Origin of the sequence: Arthrobacter sp. UM1 (assembly GCF_020483305.1) — a bacterium.
Classification (GTDB): Bacteria; Actinomycetota; Actinomycetes; order Actinomycetales; family Micrococcaceae; genus Falsarthrobacter.
The window spans coordinates 1-17,075 of sequence record NZ_JACWAB010000005.1 but is presented as its reverse complement, the minus strand read 5'-3'; the positions used below and the strand labels follow the sequence as shown (position 1 = coordinate 17,075).

Sequence of the window (17,075 nt, the reverse complement as noted above, 5' to 3'; positions counted from 1 at the left end):
GGCGTGTCCGCATGCCTTGAGGCCCCATGGCCCCGAGGCGGTCGCGCCAGCACACCATGAACCTCCTGTCGCGGAGAGACCGCGGCCGCTTAGCCCGAAGGAGGTGGGTTCACATGCGTGCATACGAGCTTATGGCCTTGATCGACCCCGAGGTCGACGAGCGCACTGTCCAGCCGACGATGGAGAAGTTCCTCAACGTCGTCACGAAGGCCAACGGCACTGTCGAGAAGATCGACGTGTGGGGCCGTCGTCGCCTGGCCTACGACATCCAGAAGAAGAACGAGGCCATCTACGTGGTCGTCAACTTCACCGCCGAGCCGGCGGAGGCGAAGGAGCTTGACCGTCAGCTCTCGCTCTCTGAGATGATCATGCGCACCAAGATCATCCGCCCGGAGGACCAGAAGATCTCCTCCAAGTAGGACGTCTTCTGACCACCACTCAGTAGGAGCAGACCATGGCAGGCGAAACCGTCATCACCGTCATCGGCAACCTGACCGCCGATCCGGAACTCCGATTCACCCCGTCCGGCTCCGCCGTCGCGAACTTCACGATCGCCTCGACGCCCCGGACGTTCGACCGCCAGACCAATGAGTGGAAGGACGGGGAGACCCTGTTCCTCCGCGCGTCGGTGTGGCGCGACGCTGCCGAGAACGTCGCAGAGTCCCTGACCAAGGGAACCCGCGTCATCGCGCAGGGCCGTCTCCGGAGCCGCTCCTACGAGACCAAGGAAGGCGAGCGCCGCACGTCGATGGAACTCGATGTCGACGAGATCGGCCCCTCGCTCCGGTACGCGACCGCGTCCGTCAAGCGCACTCAGCGCGGCGGCGGCGGTGGCGGCTTCGGAGGCGGAGGCCAGCAGGGCGGCGGCTTCGGCGGAGGCAACTCCGGCGGAGGATGGGGCGGCGGCCAGCAGCAGCCGCAGAGCGACCCGTGGGCCACGCCCGGCGGGAACTCCGGCGGCTGGGGCAACGGCCCGGACGTCTCCGAGCCTCCCTTCTAAACACACCCACCCGGGGCACTCGAGGCCCCGTTCCACCATCCCGTGGACACAGATCCACGGGCTCCAACCAGATTGAGGAGCACCACGATGGCTAAGGCTGAACTCCGTAAGCCCAAACCAAAGTCCAACCCCTTGAAGGCCGCTGACGTCACCGTCATCGACTACAAGGACGTCGCGCTGCTGCGCAAGTTCATCTCCGAGCGCGGAAAGATCCGTGCACGCCGCGTCACGGGCGTGTCCGTCCAGGAGCAGCGGAAGATCGCTGCGGCGATCAAGAACGCCCGCGAGGTCGCGCTTCTTCCGTACTCCGGTGCGGGCCGCGGCTAAGGGAAAGGGAGAGAACACCAATGGCAAAGCTCATTCTGACCCACGAAGTGACCGGTCTCGGCACTCCGGGCGATGTCGTCGAGGTGAAGAACGGTTACGCCCGTAACTACCTTCTCCCGCGCGGCTACGCCCTGATCTGGACCAAGGGCGGCGAGAAGCAGGTCGAGTCGATCCGCGCAGCCCGTGAGGCCCGCGCCGTCGCCTCCCTCGAGGAGGCCCAGGCTCTCGCTGAGAAGCTGCAGCAGGCTCCGGTCAACATCTCCGTCAAGGCGGGCGAGTCCGGCCGCCTGTTCGGCAAGGTCAAGCCGGCCGACGTCGTCGAGGCTGTCGAGGCCGCCGGTCTCGGCACGCTGGACAAGCGCAAGGTGGAGCTCGGCGATGTGAAGTCGCTCGGCGCCCACCAGGCGAGCGTCCGCCTCCACGAGGACGTCTCCGCGACGATCAAGCTCAACGTCATCGCCTCCAAGTAAGGCGAGGCATCCGGCCGCGCAGGCCGGGTGAGCAGAAGAGGCCCCCTCCCGCTTCGGCGGGAGGGGGCCTCTTCGCGTCCGGGGGAAGGACGGTGGGGCAGGACGGCGGAGCGGGCGCGGAGCGCGGCTCGGAGCCGACGCGGTCCGCTGACTCGGTCAGCGGGCCGTGCAGGGCTCGAGGGCGGCCCGGGGCGCGGAGCTTTCGCGCATATTCTGCCGGGAGGCCCACCGCGAGAGCTGCGTGACGAGAGCGGGGAGCGCCGTCACGAGGAGGGCCAGCGCCACGCCCGCGGTGTCCGCGACGACGTCCCACGGGTCCCCGCTGCGGTGCGGAAGGAAGACGCCCTGGATGAACTCCGAGGCGACGGCGAAGACCAGGGCGAGGGCCACGGTCACGCTGCGCCGGACCCCCGCGAGGATGAACAGGGCCACGGGCAGGGCGAAGAGGACGGCGTGGGCGAGCTTGTCCGCGTTGAGGCGGCCCACGGAATCGGGAACGCTCTCGACGCCGAAGAGACCGTACGCCTGGCCGGCGAGGGAGGCGACGCCGAGGAGGGCGAAGGGAAGACGGAGGCGGCGGCGGGGAGCGGAGTCTGAGGGAGTCGCGGAGGGATCGGCGGCGGAGCTGGCGGCCGGTGCGGGAGCTGTGGAGGGTGCGTTCTGGAGGTCGGCGGGCATGCTGGCGCTGGCGGAGTCGTCACGGAGCGTCATGTCTCCCACGATATGGACAGGAGATCAGTCGGATCTCACTGCTTCCTGAACGGACGCTCAGTGCGAGGTCGGTTTGTCCGCTCGGCGCCTCGGCGCCGGCCACACCGAAGGGAGCCGAACGGCCGCCAGCAGGGCTGCGGTGATGCCGACGGCGTCCGCGACGGCGTCAAGCGGATCCCCGCTGCGATCGGGGAGGAACAGGCCCTGAACGAACTCCGAGACCACGGCGTGCACGGCGAAGGCCGCCGCGAGGGGGCGCCAGCCGATGCCGGCGCACCGGAAGAGGAAGACGGGGATGAGGAAGAGGGCCACGTGCCCCGCCTTGTCCAGCGGAATGCCGGGAATCTCAGGAACACCCGAGGTGTCGCTCGGCGGCCCGTACAGGGAGATCCCCTGCTGCACCGTGGCCCAGGCCGCCAGGAGGAGGAAGGCGATCCGGACGGGAGAGCGGAAGAGGACGGGGTGGCGCATCCATCCATCTTATGGAGCTCATCTCGGGAGCGGCGTTCGGGAGGGCGACGACGACGTCGGCCGTGGCGCAACCCACAAGGTGTTTGTCTCCCCGGCCTTCGCGCTCGCAGAGCTCGGAGGACCTCCTTCGGAGCCGCTGTCCCCGCCGAAGGGAAGAGTTGTGGACAGGGCCTGTGGATAACTCTGTAGCAGAGTGAATTACGGGTGGGTAGTGGGTGAACAGAGCGGCTGTCAACCGAGCGGCGGCGAGAGCGAACTGTGGGTAACTCGTGCGTTGTCCACAGTGGGCGTGCGCGTGCATCCGCATGATTTCGGGGGAGAGGTGTGAAGTGATCATGTTGTCCACACGCAGTGACCATCGTTGTGCACACGACACGCCGCGTTGTTCACACACGCCCGGCGGCGATTGTGGATAACTCCGTGGACAAGCGGGGCTGTCTGCTGTGCGCACCGGGTTGGGCGGACGCACGGGCGCCGTCGTCGTCGGCAGTGCAGGGGCCCAAAGCGGAGGGCGGGAGCGACCCCTAGACTGGATGGGCACCCCGGAGAAGCGCCGGCGGAAGGCCGTCCGGAAGACGGCCGAACCGGCGGGCGGCTGAGCTGTCAGAAGGCTCACACGGCAGGGGAGCGAGCAGTCAGCGAGCAGGCGGAGGAGACCATGGCAGAGTACGAGGGCGGCAGCCAGGCGGTGCGCACGCCGCCGCAGGACATCCATGCCGAGGAGTCCGTGCTCGGCGGCATGCTGCTCTCCCAGGACGCCATCGCGGACGTGGTGGAGACGCTGCGCGGCAATGACTTCTACCTGCCGAAGCACGAGGCGATCTTCGACGCGATCATCGACCTCTACGGCCACGGGATGCCCGCGGACGCGGTCACCGTGGCGGACCAGCTCCAGAAGATGGGGGAGCTGTCCAAGGTGGGAGGTGCGCCGTACCTGCACCAGCTGATCCAGTCCGTGCCCACGGCGGCGAACGCCAACTTCTACGCGGAGATCGTGCGGGAGCGCTCCGTGCTGAGGAAGCTCGCGGAGGCGGGCACGCGGATCGTGCAGATGGGCTACAGCACGGACGGCGAGGTCGAGGAGATCGTCAACCGCGCCCAGGCGGAGGTCTACCAGGTGGCGGAGCGCCGCTCCTCGGAGGACTATGTGCGCCTCAGCGAGTTCATGGAGGGCGCCGTGGACGAGATCGAGGCGGCCGGCTCGCGCGGTGAAGAGGTCTCGGGCGTGCCCACGGGGTTCTACGACTTCGACGAGCTGACGCACGGCCTCCACGGCGGCCAGATGATCGTCATCGCGGCCCGCCCGGCGGTGGGCAAGTCCACGTTCGCGCTGGACTTCGCGCGCTCGGCGGCGATCAAGCACAACATGACCACGGTCTTCTTCTCACTCGAGATGGGGCGCAACGAGATCGCGATGCGCCTGCTCTCCGCCGAGGCCTCGATTCCGCTGCAGGACCTCCGCAAGGGCACGGTGGACCAGGACGGATGGTCCAAGATCGCGCAGACCATGGGCGAGCTGGACCGGGCGCCGCTGTATGTGGACGACTCCCCGAACATGTCCCTCATGGAGATCCGCGCCAAGTGCCGCCGGCTGAAGCAGAAGCACGACCTCAAGCTGATCGTGCTGGACTACCTCCAGCTCATGAGCTCCGGCAAGCGCGTGGAGTCCCGTCAGCAGGAGGTCTCGGAGTTTTCCCGCTCGCTCAAGCTGCTGGCCAAGGAGCTGGACGTCCCGCTCATCGCGCTCTCGCAGCTGAACCGCGGCTCGGAGCAGCGCACGGACAAGAAGCCGATGGTGAGCGACCTCCGCGAGTCGGGCTGCCTCACGGCGGATGCGAGGGTGCTGCGGGCGGACACCGGCGCGGAGACGACGATGGGCGAACTCTTCGCGAGCGGAGCCGAGGACGTGCCCGTGTGGTCCCTCGGCGAGGACGGGCGCTTCGTGGAGCGCCACCTCACTCACGTCTTCTCCACCGGAGTGAAGCCGGTCTACAGACTGACGCTGGCCTCCGGCAAGTCCATCCGGGCCACAGCCAATCACCCCTTCTACACGTACGGCGGATGGACGCCTCTCGGGGAGCTCTCTGCAGGGGATCGCCTCGGGGTGCCGCGTCACGTCAACGGACCGTCTCGGCGGGCGTGCTGGAACGACGCCGAGGTCATCCTGCTCGCCCACATGCTCGGAGACGGGTCCGACGTGAGACGGCAGCCGATCCGCTACGCCACCCAGGACGAGCTCAACGTCAAGGCGGTGACTGACGCTGCCCGTCACTTCGGAATCACCGCAATCCGTGACGAGCATCCCGCCGCGCGGCGCATCACTCTGCGGCTTCCTGCGCCGGAGAGACTTGCCCGCGGGCGGCGCAATCCGATCGCCGAGTGGCTGGACGGGCTGGGGCTGTACGGGCTCCGCTCCTGGGAGAAGTTCATCCCTGACGAGGTCTTCGCCCTCCCCAAGGCGCAGATCGCCCTGTTCCTCCGGCACATCTGGGCCACGGACGGCTCCGTGACGGTCAGCCGAAACGGTCGGGCGGGCCGCGTGTACTTCGGCTCCACCTCCAAGCAGATGCTCGAAGGGCTCTCCCTTCTGCTGCTGCGGTTCGGCATCAGCACCAGGCTGCGGACCGCGAGCCCCAAGGGCGAGTACCGCGCCGGCTACACCCTGGACGTCTCCGGACGGGATGAGCAGCTGCGCTTCCTGCGCGAGATCGGCGTGCACGGCATGCGTGGGGAGCAGTGCCAGCGCCTGCTGGACGCGCTCGAATCGGTGGTCTCCAACACGAACGTGGACACCGTGCCCGTGGACGTCTGGCAGGACGTCAAGGAGATCCTGCAGGAGCGGAAGGTCACCCATCGGCAGTTTCAGGCCTCTCTGGGAACGCAGTACTGCGAAAGCGCGCTCTTCAAGCGGGCTCCGTCCCGGCAGCGGATGGCGAAGATCGCCACGGTGCTCGAATCCGCCGAGCTCGAGATGCTCGCCGTGAATGACCTCCTCTGGGACTCCGTGGCCTCCATCGAGTACGAGGGGGAGGAAGAGGTGTTCGACGCCACCGTGCTCGGCCACCACAACTTCGTGGCCAACGGCATCACCGTCCACAACTCCATCGAGCAGGATGCGGACATGGTCATCCTGCTCCACCGCGAGGACATCTATGACAAGGAGTCTCCGCGGGCCGGCGAGGCGGACGTGATCGTGGCCAAGCACCGGAACGGCCCCACGAAGACCATCACGGTGGCGTTCCAGGGCCACTACTCCCGGTTCAACAACATGTCCCCGGCCGTGGACAGCGGAGGGTTCTAGAACTTCCAGCGGCGGGCGCGCAGATCTCGCATCGCGTCCAGATGCGTGCGGGCCGGACTCGGAGGCCTGCCTCCCTCGTAGTCCGAGTACGGCGGCAAGCTGGGGAGGTTGTCGCCGAACACGAACCGCTCGCCCTCCAGCTCGATGTCCAGATTGCAGCGGTGCGGCCCGAGGTCGCGGGCGAGGCGGCGCAGGTCCTCCGGGACGAACTCGCCCACGTTGAGCATCCAGTTCATGTCGGAATGCGGGGAGCTGATGCGGACGACGCTTCTCCGGCCGAGGAGCGTGGTGCCGCGTTCGATGTCGATCCGGGTCCTGTCCCGAATGCCGCACAGCACTGATCGCGCGGGATCGTAGCGTGCAGCCGAGGGTTCTCTGGCCCATCTCTTCGGCGATGGTCCTTCGAAGGAGCGTCCGAGGCTTTCCGCAAGGAGCCGCCCGATCTCATCGTCCGGCATGCTTTCGGCCTGTGCTTGCCCCCATGCCGGAGTCTTCAGTGCCTCAGGGCCGCCATCGGAGGGCCAGAGGACGGGGGCGGGCCCTCCCTCGAGATGCTCGATGTCCGTGACGGCCAGAAGGGAGGCGGGAAAGAGGAGAGGGACTTCGTCCCTGATCTTCAGAAGCGTTCGGTCCCGCGATCCTCTGCGGACACGGGTGACGCCGCTCCACAGGCACCGGGTGCCCTTCTGTGAGAGGACAAGAGCCCGGTCATAGACGTCCATCCTCACGGTTCCGGGCGGGAGCGTCAGTGCGCGCGGCTTCCACTGCCACTGGACGAGGGGCACCAGGCCCGCGAGCAGCAGCGCCGTGGCCGTCAAGACTGCGAGGGCCGCCCGGAGCGCCGGGAAGAGGACGAGGGCGATGAGCAGGGGAATCCAGCTCTTCGTGCCGAAGGCCACCGGCACGGAGAGGAGGACGAAGACGGATGTGACCGCGATGAGCGCTTTCGTGCTGATCCGTGTGCCTCGCCAGATCCCTGGGAGGTATTTCCCGAAGGCCTCGGAGATCAGGAAAACTGTGAGCTTCAGAGCGATGCGCGGAGTTATCCCTTGGAGGATCGGCGTCTGCCGGGGATCGAACTCCCGGGTCAGGCGGAGCTCGCCCGGGGTGGGGAAGTCGGAGGCCGGTTCGCCGAGATGCGCCATGGAAGGAAGCCTAACCGTGCGAGGCGCTCACCGCCGCCGGACAGGGGTTCCGGCAGGGCCGTCCGCCGTCGTCGTGATCCGGGAGCGGCGGTCGTGCAGAAGGACCACCGCGAGGCAGAGGAGCGCGAAGACCGCCCCCGCGAGGAACATGGCGGAGTAGCGGATCCCGGCGGCCTGGGCGAGGGCCGCCATCGCGGCCGGCACGCCGAAGCCGAGGTACGTCACGCTGTAGTACACGGCCGTGAGGCCCGCGAGATCCGAGGGCCGGGCGATCCGCTCGATCTCGGTCAGCCCGCCCACGAGCGAGAGGCCGAACCCGCCGCCGAGCACGAGCGCGCCGAGGACCGTGAGGAGGACGTTCCGCTCGAGCGCCACGCCGGCGGCGAGCGCCATCCCTCCCGCCACGGCGGCCAGGGCGACGACGACGCCGCGGGCGGTCCCCGGGCGGTCGATCCGGCGGCCCATCGACTGCATGGCGAAGCCGCACCCGAGCCCCACGAGGCACAGCAGTGCGGAGAAGGCGACGGGCGCGGCGGTCACCTTCGAGGCGAGGAGGGACGGGAAGACCGCGTAGGCGCACGCGGCCGTGCCGAACACCCACGGTGCCACGGGGAGGACGACGAAGAGGAAGCGGCGGTGGGCGACAGCGGGGATCTTGAGGTCGTCGACGAGGCGCCGGGAGGAGCTGAGCGTCACCGTCTCGGGGGTGCGCCGGAGCAGGACGGCGGCCGGGAGGGTGACGGCCGCGTTGACGAGGAATGCGAGCACCTCGGGCAGCGGAGCCCACTCCGCGAGGGCTCCCGCGACGCCCGCGCCGACTCCGAAGCCGGCGGTCAGGGACATGGCGCCGCGCCGCGCGCCCACGGCCTGGTCCCCGGAGCGGGCGGCCTCATAGGGCGGCCCCGAGAGCTCCTTGACCCACGCGCTGCCCGCGGCCATGACGAGCCCGAGCGCGATCCCGGAGAGCACCCGCCCAGCGAAGAGGACCCCCGCGCTGCCGTGGGCCACGGCGAGCACGAGCGAGCCGAGCGCCGCGATGACCGGGGCGGGAATCATGAGCCGGCGCCGGCCGTACCGGTCCGAGAGCGGGCCGCCGAGCAGCAGCGCCGGGACGATGCCGAGGACGTACGCGAAGAGGAGGACGTTGACGGCGACCTGGGAGAGGCCGTCGTTCGCCTTGTACATGAGGAGCAGCGGCGTGAACTCGTTGCCGCCCCACGCCACGGCGAACATGCCGTAGGCCGGTGCCAGCCAGTGCCTGACGTCCTTCTTCATCCCACCTCCGCTTCCGGCTGTCCGGTTGGGGCCGCGTGTGCTGAGGGCGCGCTCCGGGGGAGGCGCGGCGGCCCGAGTGTCTGATCCCCTCCAGACCATCACATGCGGCCCTCGGCGGGGGAGTGCGCTGCCCGGAATGTGGGCCGAGAGACACCACAGGGCCGCAGGGGCGTTTGAGAGGATGGCCCCAGAACATCCCCGCCGCGGTCGCCCGGCAGACCCGGGACCGCGGCCACACAACCGAAGGAGCCGCCATGGGCCAGCCAGTCGATTTCGCCGAAGTGAGCACCGAGGGCCTCGAGTCCTCGCCCGTCTCAGAGGCGCTCGCGGGCCTGCGCGCCAACGAGGCCCGCTACTTCTGGACCAAGTACAAGCAGCCGTTCGAGGTCTCGCCCGCAGAGGAGGAGCCCGTGCTCCTCGCCTGGGTCAACCGCATCCTCAAGGAGGAGCGGGACATGGAGATCGCCTCGACGCCGCTCGAGATCAGCCTCAACAACGTGGACGGCATCAAGTGGGTGCACGTGTTCTACGAGTCGGGCCTCAGCATCAACGTCCTCTACACGCTTGAGGAGGGCGGCAAGCGCGCCGTCGGCTTCAAGCTCTCGCAGGGCATGGAGGTCCCGGAGGAGCTCTCCGCGTTCAAGTTCGCGCGGCAGAAGTCCAAGCTGGCGGGGGAGATCCGCGGCTCGTACTTCGTCATCAAGGGCGAGTACTGAGCTGAAGGGCGGTGTGGGCTGAAGGGCGGTCTGGGCTGCGGGCGGCCGCGAGCCGAGGGAGCAGGTCCGAGCCGGGAGACGGCCCCAGAATCGAAACCGCATTGTGACCGGCATCTCCTGTGAATCCTCTTAGCGTGGAGAACATCGGGCCACCGGCCGAGCGGCTTCCGGCCCGAGCGCCGTCGAGCGGCGTCGTTCGCTGAGGCGGCGCGGAAGGCCCCGGTGACGGGGAAGTCTCACCGCGTTCCATCACGCGATTCTCCCAGGAGGACTCAACGATGCGACAGTTCACGAAGACCATGACGACGACGGCCGCTGGGCTCGCCCTGGCCGGCGGGGCTCTTCTGGCCGCGCCGACGGCGGGCGCGGCTCCGACCGCACCGGCGGACACGGGGAGCGCAGCCCAGCCGGCGGCGCACGACTCCGGGCCCTCGGCGCCGATGAAGGAGCCGACGCGCGTCAGCACGCAGGACGGCCACCTCTCCGTGGAGGTTCCGAGGCTCTGGACCGTGGAGCGGCACGAGAACACGCTCTACCTGACGGCCCCGAGCGGCAATTCGCTGACGGTGTCCACGCACCAGCCGCTCGTGCAGGAGGGCGGCCACCGCCCGGTGACGTGGGACGAGACCGGTTTCCGGACCGCGGAGCTCCCGAAGAGCGCGGTGCCCGGCACTCGGATGGCCTTCGGCTGGGAGACCCTCCGCTCGGGCGAGAGCGCGATCACGGCCTTCGCGACCGACGGCAGCGGCGACGGCCAGACCTTCACGACGGCGGACGGCACGCGGGCGATGGCCACGTTCACGAGGGCCGCCGACGGGCTCCAGGGCAAGACTCCCGCAGAGAAGCGGCAGATGCTCGACGCGTGGAAGAACTCCGAGGAGGGCATCCCGCTGACGGACACGCTCGAGTCGATCCGGTAGCGGGACCGAAGCGGGCGGCCTCGTGCGGGGAGCCGCCTGAACGGGCAGGCCCCGGAGGGACGGAGGGTCCCTCCGGGGCCTGTTCTGTGTGCTGAGGGGCGGGAAGCTAGGCCCCCTTCCTCCACGGCGCCGCCGCGTAGAACCTCGGACTGAGCGCGCCGGCCAACGCGATGAGTCCGCCGCCGACGACGAATGCCGTCCTGTACCCCGTCTCGCCCATGAACTCCTCGCCGAGGCGGGAGCCGACCCAGGCGTACGCGGCCCACAAGGCCAGCCCCGCCGTCGACACACCCTGGAACACCGCCCCCAGAGCCGCCGACGTGCTGCCCAGGAGCGCGCGTGGCGTGAACTGGACCTTGGCGGCCTGGAAGATCCCGGACATCAGGCCCAGGCAGAGCCCTTCCCCGGCGGTGGTCAGCAGCACCAGCTCCCACGTCGGGGCCAGCCCTTTCGCGGCAAAGCACAGCCCGAATCCCATGTAGCAGGCGCTCGGCCAGAGCCGCCAGCGGATCTTCCGCCGCGTCCATCCGGCGGCGAAAGACCCGAACGTCAGCCCAACGGAGAGGGCGACGGCGAGCAGGCCGAAGTCGCCCGCGGTCCGTCCGAGAGTGTCCGTGACGAAGTAGATGTCAAAGGACTCGCGGGCTCTGTTGCCCAAGGCCTCGGTGGTCATCAGCGTGAGGATGATCCCGATGTGCTTCACGTACCTCAGGGACCGCAGACCCCTGCGCTGGGTGCCCCGGCGGGGTTTGGCCGGGGGCGCGGGAGCGGTGGATGGATCTGGCGAACGTCCGCGCGTGATCCTCAAGAGCGCGACGACGCGGCGCAGGGCTGTGAGCGGTTCTCGCCAAGCCAGGCGCGGCGTCCAGGAGACCCGGCGCCCGTAGGAGAGGGCCTCCAGGCCGCGGTACGGCGGGGTGAGCAGCAGCGCGAGACTGAGCCCGGTGATTGCGGCGGCGATGCCCAGGCCCAGGTACACAGACTGCTCCACGGCGTAGGATGCGGCCGCCGGTGCGAGGAAGACGGCGATGAGGCCGATGCGAAAGTCCAGCGAGTAGTAGTCGGCCCGGTGCTCCTTGGGGACGACGTGAGCGATGAGCACATCCACGGCGCTGTTGTACGTGGAGGCGCGGGCGGAGATGAGCAGGTCCAACACGAACAGCTCGGCCAGGGTGAGCCATGGGCGCTGAGGATCGGCCAGGGCGATGGTCAGCGCCATCAAGGGCAGCATGATGAGATTCGCGGCCTGGACGGAGAGGAACAGCCCATGCGGTTTGAAGCGGTCCACAAGGGAGCCGACCTGTTTCATGAGAAGGAAGATCGAAAGCCCCGTCACCGCCAGAAACAGGGTGGACGCGGTGGCCGGGTCCCACTGGGTCTGCGGAAGGAAGCGCGTGGTGAGCCAGATGAAGGAGGCCATCATGGAGAAGTTCGCGGCGAATGCCTCGAGCAGGCCGATGGCGATGACGAGCTTGGCTTCCCGGGGGACCCCTGGGAGGTGTTTTTCTTGCTTATTCACGCGTTTCCAATTTCACTCTCACTTCAGATGTGCGAAGAACTTCGCCAACTCTGTATCTCCGGGACGGTGTAGTGATTTGTCTTGGCAGAAACCTGGCCTTGTGGGAGGGGTGGACCGCGGAGAGACCTCATTCTCTACCGCACGTGTGCAAGAGCCGCGTTCAGGCCGACCCGCACGAGTGACCGCTGAGAAGTCCAGCGCGGCAGACGTAGCGTCCATGCGGCGCTCATACTCCTGACGGATCTGAGCGAGGCGGGTGTCTGTGTCACCGTCCAACTGGCTCAGCTTCCGCATGTGTTCACCACTCCGGAATTCGCGGCGACGGGGACCGCCCGCTACGCAAGACATGACCGCCGCGTGAGGACCTTCTCCCACTGAGTCGAGAACGTGGATCACCTCGAGCGCCCGGGCATCCGGCTCTAGAAATAGACTGGGCGCCGTGACGTCATGGCGTCGGGTGAGACTGTTCGCCACGCCGGGCGCCATCAAGCCGCCGCCCAGCATCAGGTCTTCATGACTCCCTGCCTCAGTTCGTGCGGGCAGCGACGAGCTCTGCGAGATTGGCTTCGATCTCATCCCGAGGCCGTGCCCCGAGCAGAGGCAGGTCGGTGAAGTAGCGGGCTCTGGCTGCGGGGAGGCGGATCGCAGGATCCGCAGCAGAACCGGCCGCGACGTCCAGGCGAGCGTCGGAGACCCCGAGAGTCTCGCGTCGGTATTCGGGGGCCATCGACCGCAGCTTGTTCACATCGAGCCGTAGGATCTGGTCCATCTCCCGCCCGACGAAGGCCGTCGCCCCAGCAGCAAGCCCAAGCGTGTCGAGCGCACCCTCGTTCTCAGTCACGATGAGGTCCTCCGCCAACGACTTGGCCATCCGCTTGTAGATGTGGCCGGCCCTGGTGCCCGAGAACTGGGCGCCCTCCGCGGATGCGTGGCGGAGCGCATCGGCCAAGGCGATGATTCGCACCGTTCGCGAGCTGCGTGCCAAGGCGGATTGCTGCTCGGACAGGCGCAGCGCGACCATCGTGGGCCGCTTGGAGGCCATCGAGTAGATGGTGGGGATCTCTCCCGCAGCCACGCGGACGTGCGCCACGTTCAGGTGAATCTCGGTGCAGACGCCGCCGCCGAATTCGAAGACAACCAGGTCCAGCAGGGGAAACGTTCCGTCTGGACGACGCACGAACAACTTGGCGTAGGCACCCACCTTCACGCCGCTCAAGACGAACGGCACGCTTGCAGGCACGACGGACCCCGGATTGAGGATGCGGGAGAGATCACCGTCTTCGCTCACGAGGACCAGGTCGTCGGCGGCGATGGAGAAGGCCGAGCGAAGCCCGGCGACGAACTCGGCCACCGCTGCGAAAGCCGGCGCGGGACCCGTCCAGATGGAGTGGAAGAGCTCGTTGTGGAGTTCCCAGTAAAGGTTAGGCGGCAGGAGATCGATGTGCCGGGTCCAGATCGTGTCGACGAACCGGCACATCCCCTTCGGGACGTCGAGCGTCTTGAGGTCGTACAACTGCAGTGCCGACCCCAAGAACCATCCGTCCCGCAGGGTTGGCGGGGATGGCGCCCAGTGGACCCCCGCGCATTCAGCCCAGCCCTCGATGAAGCTGAAGCTGTCTTGATCACGCGACACGATAGAGACTCCAGACCATGTCCGATTGAAGGCGCTTCACGACGTCGACGCCCCTGCGCTCCCATTCTGCAGGCTAGGTGATCCTGCCTTGAGGGTTCGGCGGCCCAAGTGCGCGGCGATGAACCGCAGCGCGACCAGCCCAGCGCAGGTGATGAGGATGAGCGTGTTGCTGGTCACCCGGGAGGCGAGGAAGGCGAACACGAGGTTCCCGAGCGGGATGAGCGCCGCTGAACTGGTTGTGACCACGGCGACGACGCGGCCGATGATCTCCCGAGGAATCTCGCGCTGAAGCCTGCTGAACAGCACGATGTTGAAGAACGTCACCAGGATCGCGGCTGCGGTGATCGCGGCCGTCACGGTCCAGGGGCCGGCCAACAGCCCGATCAGAAGGCTGAGGGCGACCGGCACCAGCAGCTGGGGGGCTCGCATCAGCCGAAGAGAGTCCCCCAGTCTCGCCGCGAGCAGCGCGGAGACGACCACCCCGATCGCCTCGATCGAGTGGGCGAGACCGAACATCGAAGCGGGTGAGCCCGTCTCGGCGAGTCGCCCCAGCAGTACATACGTGAGGCTGGAGAGGGCGAAGTTGATGCCCATTGCACCAGCCAGGTCGCCGAGCAGATGAGGCTGGCCGGCAAGGTAGGCGTACGCAGAGAAGGCCCGGTCATGCCGCCGATCCTCGACGCGGTGCCCTTCCACCCTTGGAAGGTTCATGGTGAACAGGAACGAGAAAGCGAAGGAGAGCCCGTTGACGAGCAGACTCAGCGCGAAAGCATCAGAGCCTCCCACTGCCAGCAGAATCGTTCCGAGCGCCGGCCCGATCGCGCGCGACAGCTCTGTGAAGGAGGTGTAGAAGCTGTTGTACTGCTCCAACGAACTCTGAGGAACCAGCGCCGGCACCAACGACCGACTGGCCGGCGAATAGAGACTGGCGGCCGCCGCAGTAACCATCGCAATCGTGGCCGCGATCACGGTCACGTTATTCCATGGCGTGAGCACGAGGACCCCCACGGCGAGGAAGGTCAACGCCGCAGTGATCCCATCGAGGACCAGCAGGATCATTCGGCGGTCGAACCGATCGATCCAGACCGTCGCGGAGATCCCGGCGAGCACCGACGTCAGGCCGCCCAACGCGTTGACAAGACCTACCCCGCCGGCGCCGGCGTACTGGTTGACCGCCCACAGCATGACCGTCGTGTATGCCAGCGTGCCCGCCTTCGACAAAGCGATGGCGGCGATCAGCCAGGGAGCACGCCCAAAAGATCTCAGCGCCGTCGTCATGCAGGCAGTGATCCGTGGAGCATGGCGTGATCGGCGGTATGACGGACTCCGACGTCGTCGTCGCGGAAGCGGCAAGCCAGGGTGGCGTTGGAGGCTCGGGCCGCGATGGGGAACCGGATCTGGCGGGAGCCGGTCATTCGACGACCAGCTTCTCGTCCATGATGGCCTCGACCATCGCCAGCTTCGCGAGGACATCCTCATGGCTGTCACCGATGAGTTCCACCATGCCGGCGTTGTCGCTGACAACGGAGGCGTCGCGACCGCCTTCGTCGCCTGCCTTCACCCAGATCCATACGTTGTGCGCCATCGGGAAGTCCTCGCGAGCAGGAGCCGAGACCACCGTGCCGCTGCGGCGGTAGCGGCCGTAGCAGATGGCGCGTCGGACTGGCATGTCCAGGTGGTCTCGATCGAGAGGCTGCTCGGCCTTGCGGCCCGAGAACATCGCAGCCCAGTACTCCTCGATCAGGGGGCAGTCGAAGGCATAGCTGACCATGCGAGGGATGGACATGCCGCCGAAGCGAAGCCCCACCTCACAGAAGACGGGGTCTCCCTCGGCCGGGACGAACCACTCAAAGTGGAACGGAGTGACCCTTGTGCTGCTCCCGATGGTCTCGATCACCCGCGAAGACAGGTCGAACAGGGTTTTCACCGTCTCGACCGACTCGTCGTAGAGGCGCGACGTGCCCAGAGCGATACCGTGCCGACGCTCCTTCAAGGAGCTCAGGACGCCGGCATCGTACTCGTGGACGCAGAAACGCTGCATCTCGTGGCCCACTGCGAAGCCATCGCCGGTCACCATGCGAGGGGTGTCAACGAAGCTCTCGGCCAGCAGCTCCCGAAGGTTCAGGGCGGTGAACTCCTCGTCGGTCAGGTCCTCGAGCCGGGCGACGCCCTGGGCGCCCGCACTGCGCCGCGGCTTGATGATCCCGAAACCGGCGTCGATGAGGTCGGTACGGGTGCCGGTGAATTCGCTGAGCCCACGGAAGCTGGGCTGAGGCACGACGCCTTCGAGCGCCGCGCGCATGAGCAGCTTGTCCTTGAACAGGGTGCCCACGGCGAAATCCGACAGGCCGGAGACAAAGAATTCCTGGAGCAGGCCCGCGATGTCCATGTCATCCTCACCGAGGGTGGAGATCGACCGGATCGGCCCTTCCTCCCGAATTGAGCGGATCGTCCGGAAGAGCGTGTGGACCTCGAAGTCCTCGAGGAAGGTGACCTTTTCCTCATCGACCTTGGGCTCGGTGAAGTACCGATCCCGCCCAGACTCCAGGGTCAGGATGCGCACGTTGAGATCATTCAGGTGCCAGAGCTCGACCGGTCGAGGTGAATAGCGGAAGAGGACGACGTCGATGGGGTCACTCATGGTGAGAATCCCTCTCTGCGACGAGGGCGGACTCGGAGCGAAGGAGCGCCGGCAGCCGCTGAGCAAATTCAAGAGAGTGCTGAGGGGCCCAATCCAGAACCGCGCCCGGGTTGGGGTAGTCGGTTTTGGCCCAGGCGAGGGGCGGGAGCGGGGCTGTGATGGACATGCGCGCCTCTTGCTAACGAGTGTTTTGTCTTGTCTGTTGCTGTGAGGCTAGTCCGGTGGGAAGGGGCTGTCAAGAGGTGAGTCCTTGCTCCAATTCATTCCTCAACCCAAGTTGAAGACAGGGCCCCTAGGGGTTCAACGGCACCTCGGGAGCCGCTGGGGACTGTCTGCCGCAGATGGGGTCATTCCCCGGCCCAAGGGGACACCGGGGCGAGCGCCCCGACGACAGTCAATGAAAACTTGCTTCGCGGAGCCCGAGTCCCTGCGGAGACCAGTCTCTTCCCCTCGCATCCAAAGCGGTCCCAACCGAGGCCGAGCGCAGCGGCCCCATCGTCTGCCCGCAGCCATGGCGGCCACACAAGAATGGAGCGATCCGTGCAATCCCGAGGCTGGGACTGCACGGATCGCTCCATTCTTGGCGGGGTGAGGCGGACGGGGCGCAGGCGGCTGTCGGGCGGCGGCCGCCTGCGCCAGGCGCCCCGACGCCGGCTACTGCATGTGCATGTAGTAGACCTTGTCGGTGGAGCGCTTGCTCATCGTGATGGTGTTGTACTGCATGACCGTGCCCGTGTGGAACTCCTGGGCGATCCGGCCGTTTCCGAGGTAGATCGCCGTGTGGTAAGCCGCGTGGACGCTCTGGCCGGCGTGCGAGAAGTAGACGAGGTCGCCCGGCTGCGGGTTGTTCGTGATGGCGCCCTTGTAGGTCTGGGTCTTGGCGCTGCCGGAGCCGAGGACGTCGCGGCCGTAGGCCTTGGAGTAGACCCAGCGGGTGAAGCCGGAG

At 67.6% G+C, this 17,075-nt stretch carries 16 protein-coding genes; 7 read left to right on the top strand and 9 right to left on the bottom strand.

Annotated elements, in window-relative coordinates; all coding sequences use genetic code 11:
* Positions 1–113 precede the first annotated feature (113 nt).
* The 4 genes from rpsF to rplI all read left to right on the top strand — a co-directional run bounded on the left by rpsF (position 114) and on the right by rplI (position 1,797).
* Entirely contained in the window at positions 114–419 is a 306-nt protein-coding gene (gene rpsF, locus H9I38_RS07390; protein ID WP_226338131.1) for a 30S ribosomal protein S6, read from the top strand.
* Positions 420–454: 35 nt separating this feature from the next.
* Positions 455–1,000 carry a single-stranded DNA-binding protein gene (locus tag H9I38_RS07385; RefSeq protein WP_226338130.1) on the top strand — a complete coding sequence of 182 codons (546 nt, stop codon included), beginning with the start codon at positions 455–457 and terminating at the stop codon, positions 998–1,000.
* Positions 1,001–1,087: 87 nt separating this feature from the next.
* Complete coding sequence (gene rpsR, locus H9I38_RS07380; RefSeq protein ID WP_226338129.1) at positions 1,088–1,327, top strand: 30S ribosomal protein S18; 240 nt, start codon at positions 1,088–1,090, stop codon at positions 1,325–1,327.
* 20 nt (positions 1,328–1,347) lie between these two features.
* Positions 1,348–1,797, top strand: a complete 450-nt coding sequence (gene rplI / locus H9I38_RS07375) for a 50S ribosomal protein L9 (RefSeq protein ID WP_226338128.1) — start codon at positions 1,348–1,350, stop codon at positions 1,795–1,797.
* A gap of 156 nt (positions 1,798–1,953) precedes the next feature.
* On the opposite strand, the gene H9I38_RS07370 is transcribed toward rplI, so the two are convergent.
* Both H9I38_RS07370 and H9I38_RS07365 read right to left on the bottom strand, forming a co-directional pair.
* A complete protein-coding gene (locus H9I38_RS07370; protein ID WP_226338127.1) occupies positions 1,954–2,508 on the bottom strand; it encodes a VanZ family protein in 555 nt (184 codons plus the stop codon).
* Between the two features lie 57 nt (positions 2,509–2,565).
* Entirely contained in the window at positions 2,566–2,979 is a 414-nt protein-coding gene (locus tag H9I38_RS07365; protein WP_226338126.1) for a VanZ family protein, read from the bottom strand.
* A 658-nt stretch (positions 2,980–3,637) separates the two neighbouring features.
* Between H9I38_RS07365 and H9I38_RS07360 the strand changes: the two genes are divergently transcribed.
* Positions 3,638–6,280, top strand: coding sequence for a replicative DNA helicase (locus H9I38_RS07360; RefSeq protein ID WP_226338124.1), 2,643 nt, complete (start codon positions 3,638–3,640; stop codon positions 6,278–6,280).
* On the opposite strand, the gene H9I38_RS07355 is transcribed toward H9I38_RS07360, so the two are convergent.
* Positions 6,277–7,425: a hypothetical protein gene (locus H9I38_RS07355; RefSeq protein WP_226338123.1), complete on the bottom strand. Its 1,149-nt coding sequence runs from the start codon at positions 7,423–7,425 to the stop codon at positions 6,277–6,279. The two genes, H9I38_RS07360 and H9I38_RS07355, sit on opposite strands and share 4 nt — an antisense overlap.
* A gap of 27 nt (positions 7,426–7,452) precedes the next feature.
* Complete coding sequence (locus H9I38_RS07350; protein ID WP_226338122.1) at positions 7,453–8,700, bottom strand: MFS transporter; 1,248 nt, start codon at positions 8,698–8,700, stop codon at positions 7,453–7,455.
* Positions 8,701–8,954: 254 nt separating this feature from the next.
* Here H9I38_RS07350 and H9I38_RS07345 point away from each other — a divergent pair, with 254 nt between their 5' ends.
* Together H9I38_RS07345 and H9I38_RS07340 are read left to right on the top strand one after the other, a co-directional pair.
* On the top strand, positions 8,955–9,416 hold the full coding sequence (locus H9I38_RS07345) for a phage tail protein (RefSeq protein WP_226338121.1): 462 nt from the start codon (positions 8,955–8,957) through the stop codon (positions 9,414–9,416).
* Positions 9,417–9,694: 278 nt separating this feature from the next.
* The gene (locus tag H9I38_RS07340; RefSeq protein WP_226338120.1) at positions 9,695–10,336 is read left to right on the top strand and encodes a hypothetical protein; all 642 of its coding nucleotides are present in this window, start codon (positions 9,695–9,697) and stop codon (positions 10,334–10,336) included.
* Positions 10,337–10,442: 106 nt separating this feature from the next.
* Here H9I38_RS07340 and H9I38_RS07335 read toward each other — a convergent pair whose 3' ends face one another.
* From H9I38_RS07335 to H9I38_RS07315, 5 genes are all read right to left on the bottom strand, one after another.
* Positions 10,443–11,855: a hypothetical protein gene (locus H9I38_RS07335; protein WP_226338119.1), complete on the bottom strand. Its 1,413-nt coding sequence runs from the start codon at positions 11,853–11,855 to the stop codon at positions 10,443–10,445.
* Between the two features lie 526 nt (positions 11,856–12,381).
* Complete coding sequence (locus H9I38_RS07330) at positions 12,382–13,488, bottom strand: hypothetical protein (RefSeq protein ID WP_226338118.1); 1,107 nt, start codon at positions 13,486–13,488, stop codon at positions 12,382–12,384.
* Between the two features lie 36 nt (positions 13,489–13,524).
* Complete coding sequence (locus H9I38_RS07325; RefSeq protein ID WP_226338117.1) at positions 13,525–14,766, bottom strand: MFS transporter; 1,242 nt, start codon at positions 14,764–14,766, stop codon at positions 13,525–13,527.
* Between the two features lie 133 nt (positions 14,767–14,899).
* Positions 14,900–16,129, bottom strand: coding sequence for a hypothetical protein (locus H9I38_RS07320; RefSeq protein WP_226338116.1), 1,230 nt, complete (start codon positions 16,127–16,129; stop codon positions 14,900–14,902).
* Positions 16,130–16,783: 654 nt separating this feature from the next.
* On the bottom strand, positions 16,784–17,075 hold a 292-nt coding region (locus H9I38_RS07315), incomplete at its 5' end, for an NlpC/P60 family protein (protein ID WP_226338115.1).

Excerpts from the sequence above, each read along its gene's own strand:
- H9I38_RS07350 (WP_226338122.1), bottom strand. The coding sequence starts at position 8,700 with ATGAAGAAGGACGTCAGGCACTGGCTGGCACCGGCCTACGGCATGTTC.
- H9I38_RS07365 (WP_226338126.1), bottom strand. The coding sequence starts at position 2,979 with ATGCGCCACCCCGTCCTCTTCCGCTCTCCCGTCCGGATCGCCTTCCTC.
- H9I38_RS07325 (WP_226338117.1), bottom strand. The coding sequence starts at position 14,766 with ATGACGACGGCGCTGAGATCTTTTGGGCGTGCTCCCTGGCTGATCGCC.
- rplI (WP_226338128.1), top strand. The coding sequence starts at position 1,348 with ATGGCAAAGCTCATTCTGACCCACGAAGTGACCGGTCTCGGCACTCCG.
- H9I38_RS07360 (WP_226338124.1), top strand. The coding sequence starts at position 3,638 with ATGGCAGAGTACGAGGGCGGCAGCCAGGCGGTGCGCACGCCGCCGCAG.
- rpsR (WP_226338129.1), top strand. The coding sequence starts at position 1,088 with ATGGCTAAGGCTGAACTCCGTAAGCCCAAACCAAAGTCCAACCCCTTG.
- rpsF (WP_226338131.1), top strand. The coding sequence starts at position 114 with ATGCGTGCATACGAGCTTATGGCCTTGATCGACCCCGAGGTCGACGAG.
- H9I38_RS07355 (WP_226338123.1), bottom strand. The coding sequence starts at position 7,425 with ATGGCGCATCTCGGCGAACCGGCCTCCGACTTCCCCACCCCGGGCGAG.
- H9I38_RS07370 (WP_226338127.1), bottom strand. The coding sequence starts at position 2,508 with ATGACGCTCCGTGACGACTCCGCCAGCGCCAGCATGCCCGCCGACCTC.
- H9I38_RS07320 (WP_226338116.1), bottom strand. The coding sequence starts at position 16,129 with ATGAGTGACCCCATCGACGTCGTCCTCTTCCGCTATTCACCTCGACCG.
- H9I38_RS07345 (WP_226338121.1), top strand. The coding sequence starts at position 8,955 with ATGGGCCAGCCAGTCGATTTCGCCGAAGTGAGCACCGAGGGCCTCGAG.
- H9I38_RS07340 (WP_226338120.1), top strand. The coding sequence starts at position 9,695 with ATGCGACAGTTCACGAAGACCATGACGACGACGGCCGCTGGGCTCGCC.
- H9I38_RS07385 (WP_226338130.1), top strand. The coding sequence starts at position 455 with ATGGCAGGCGAAACCGTCATCACCGTCATCGGCAACCTGACCGCCGAT.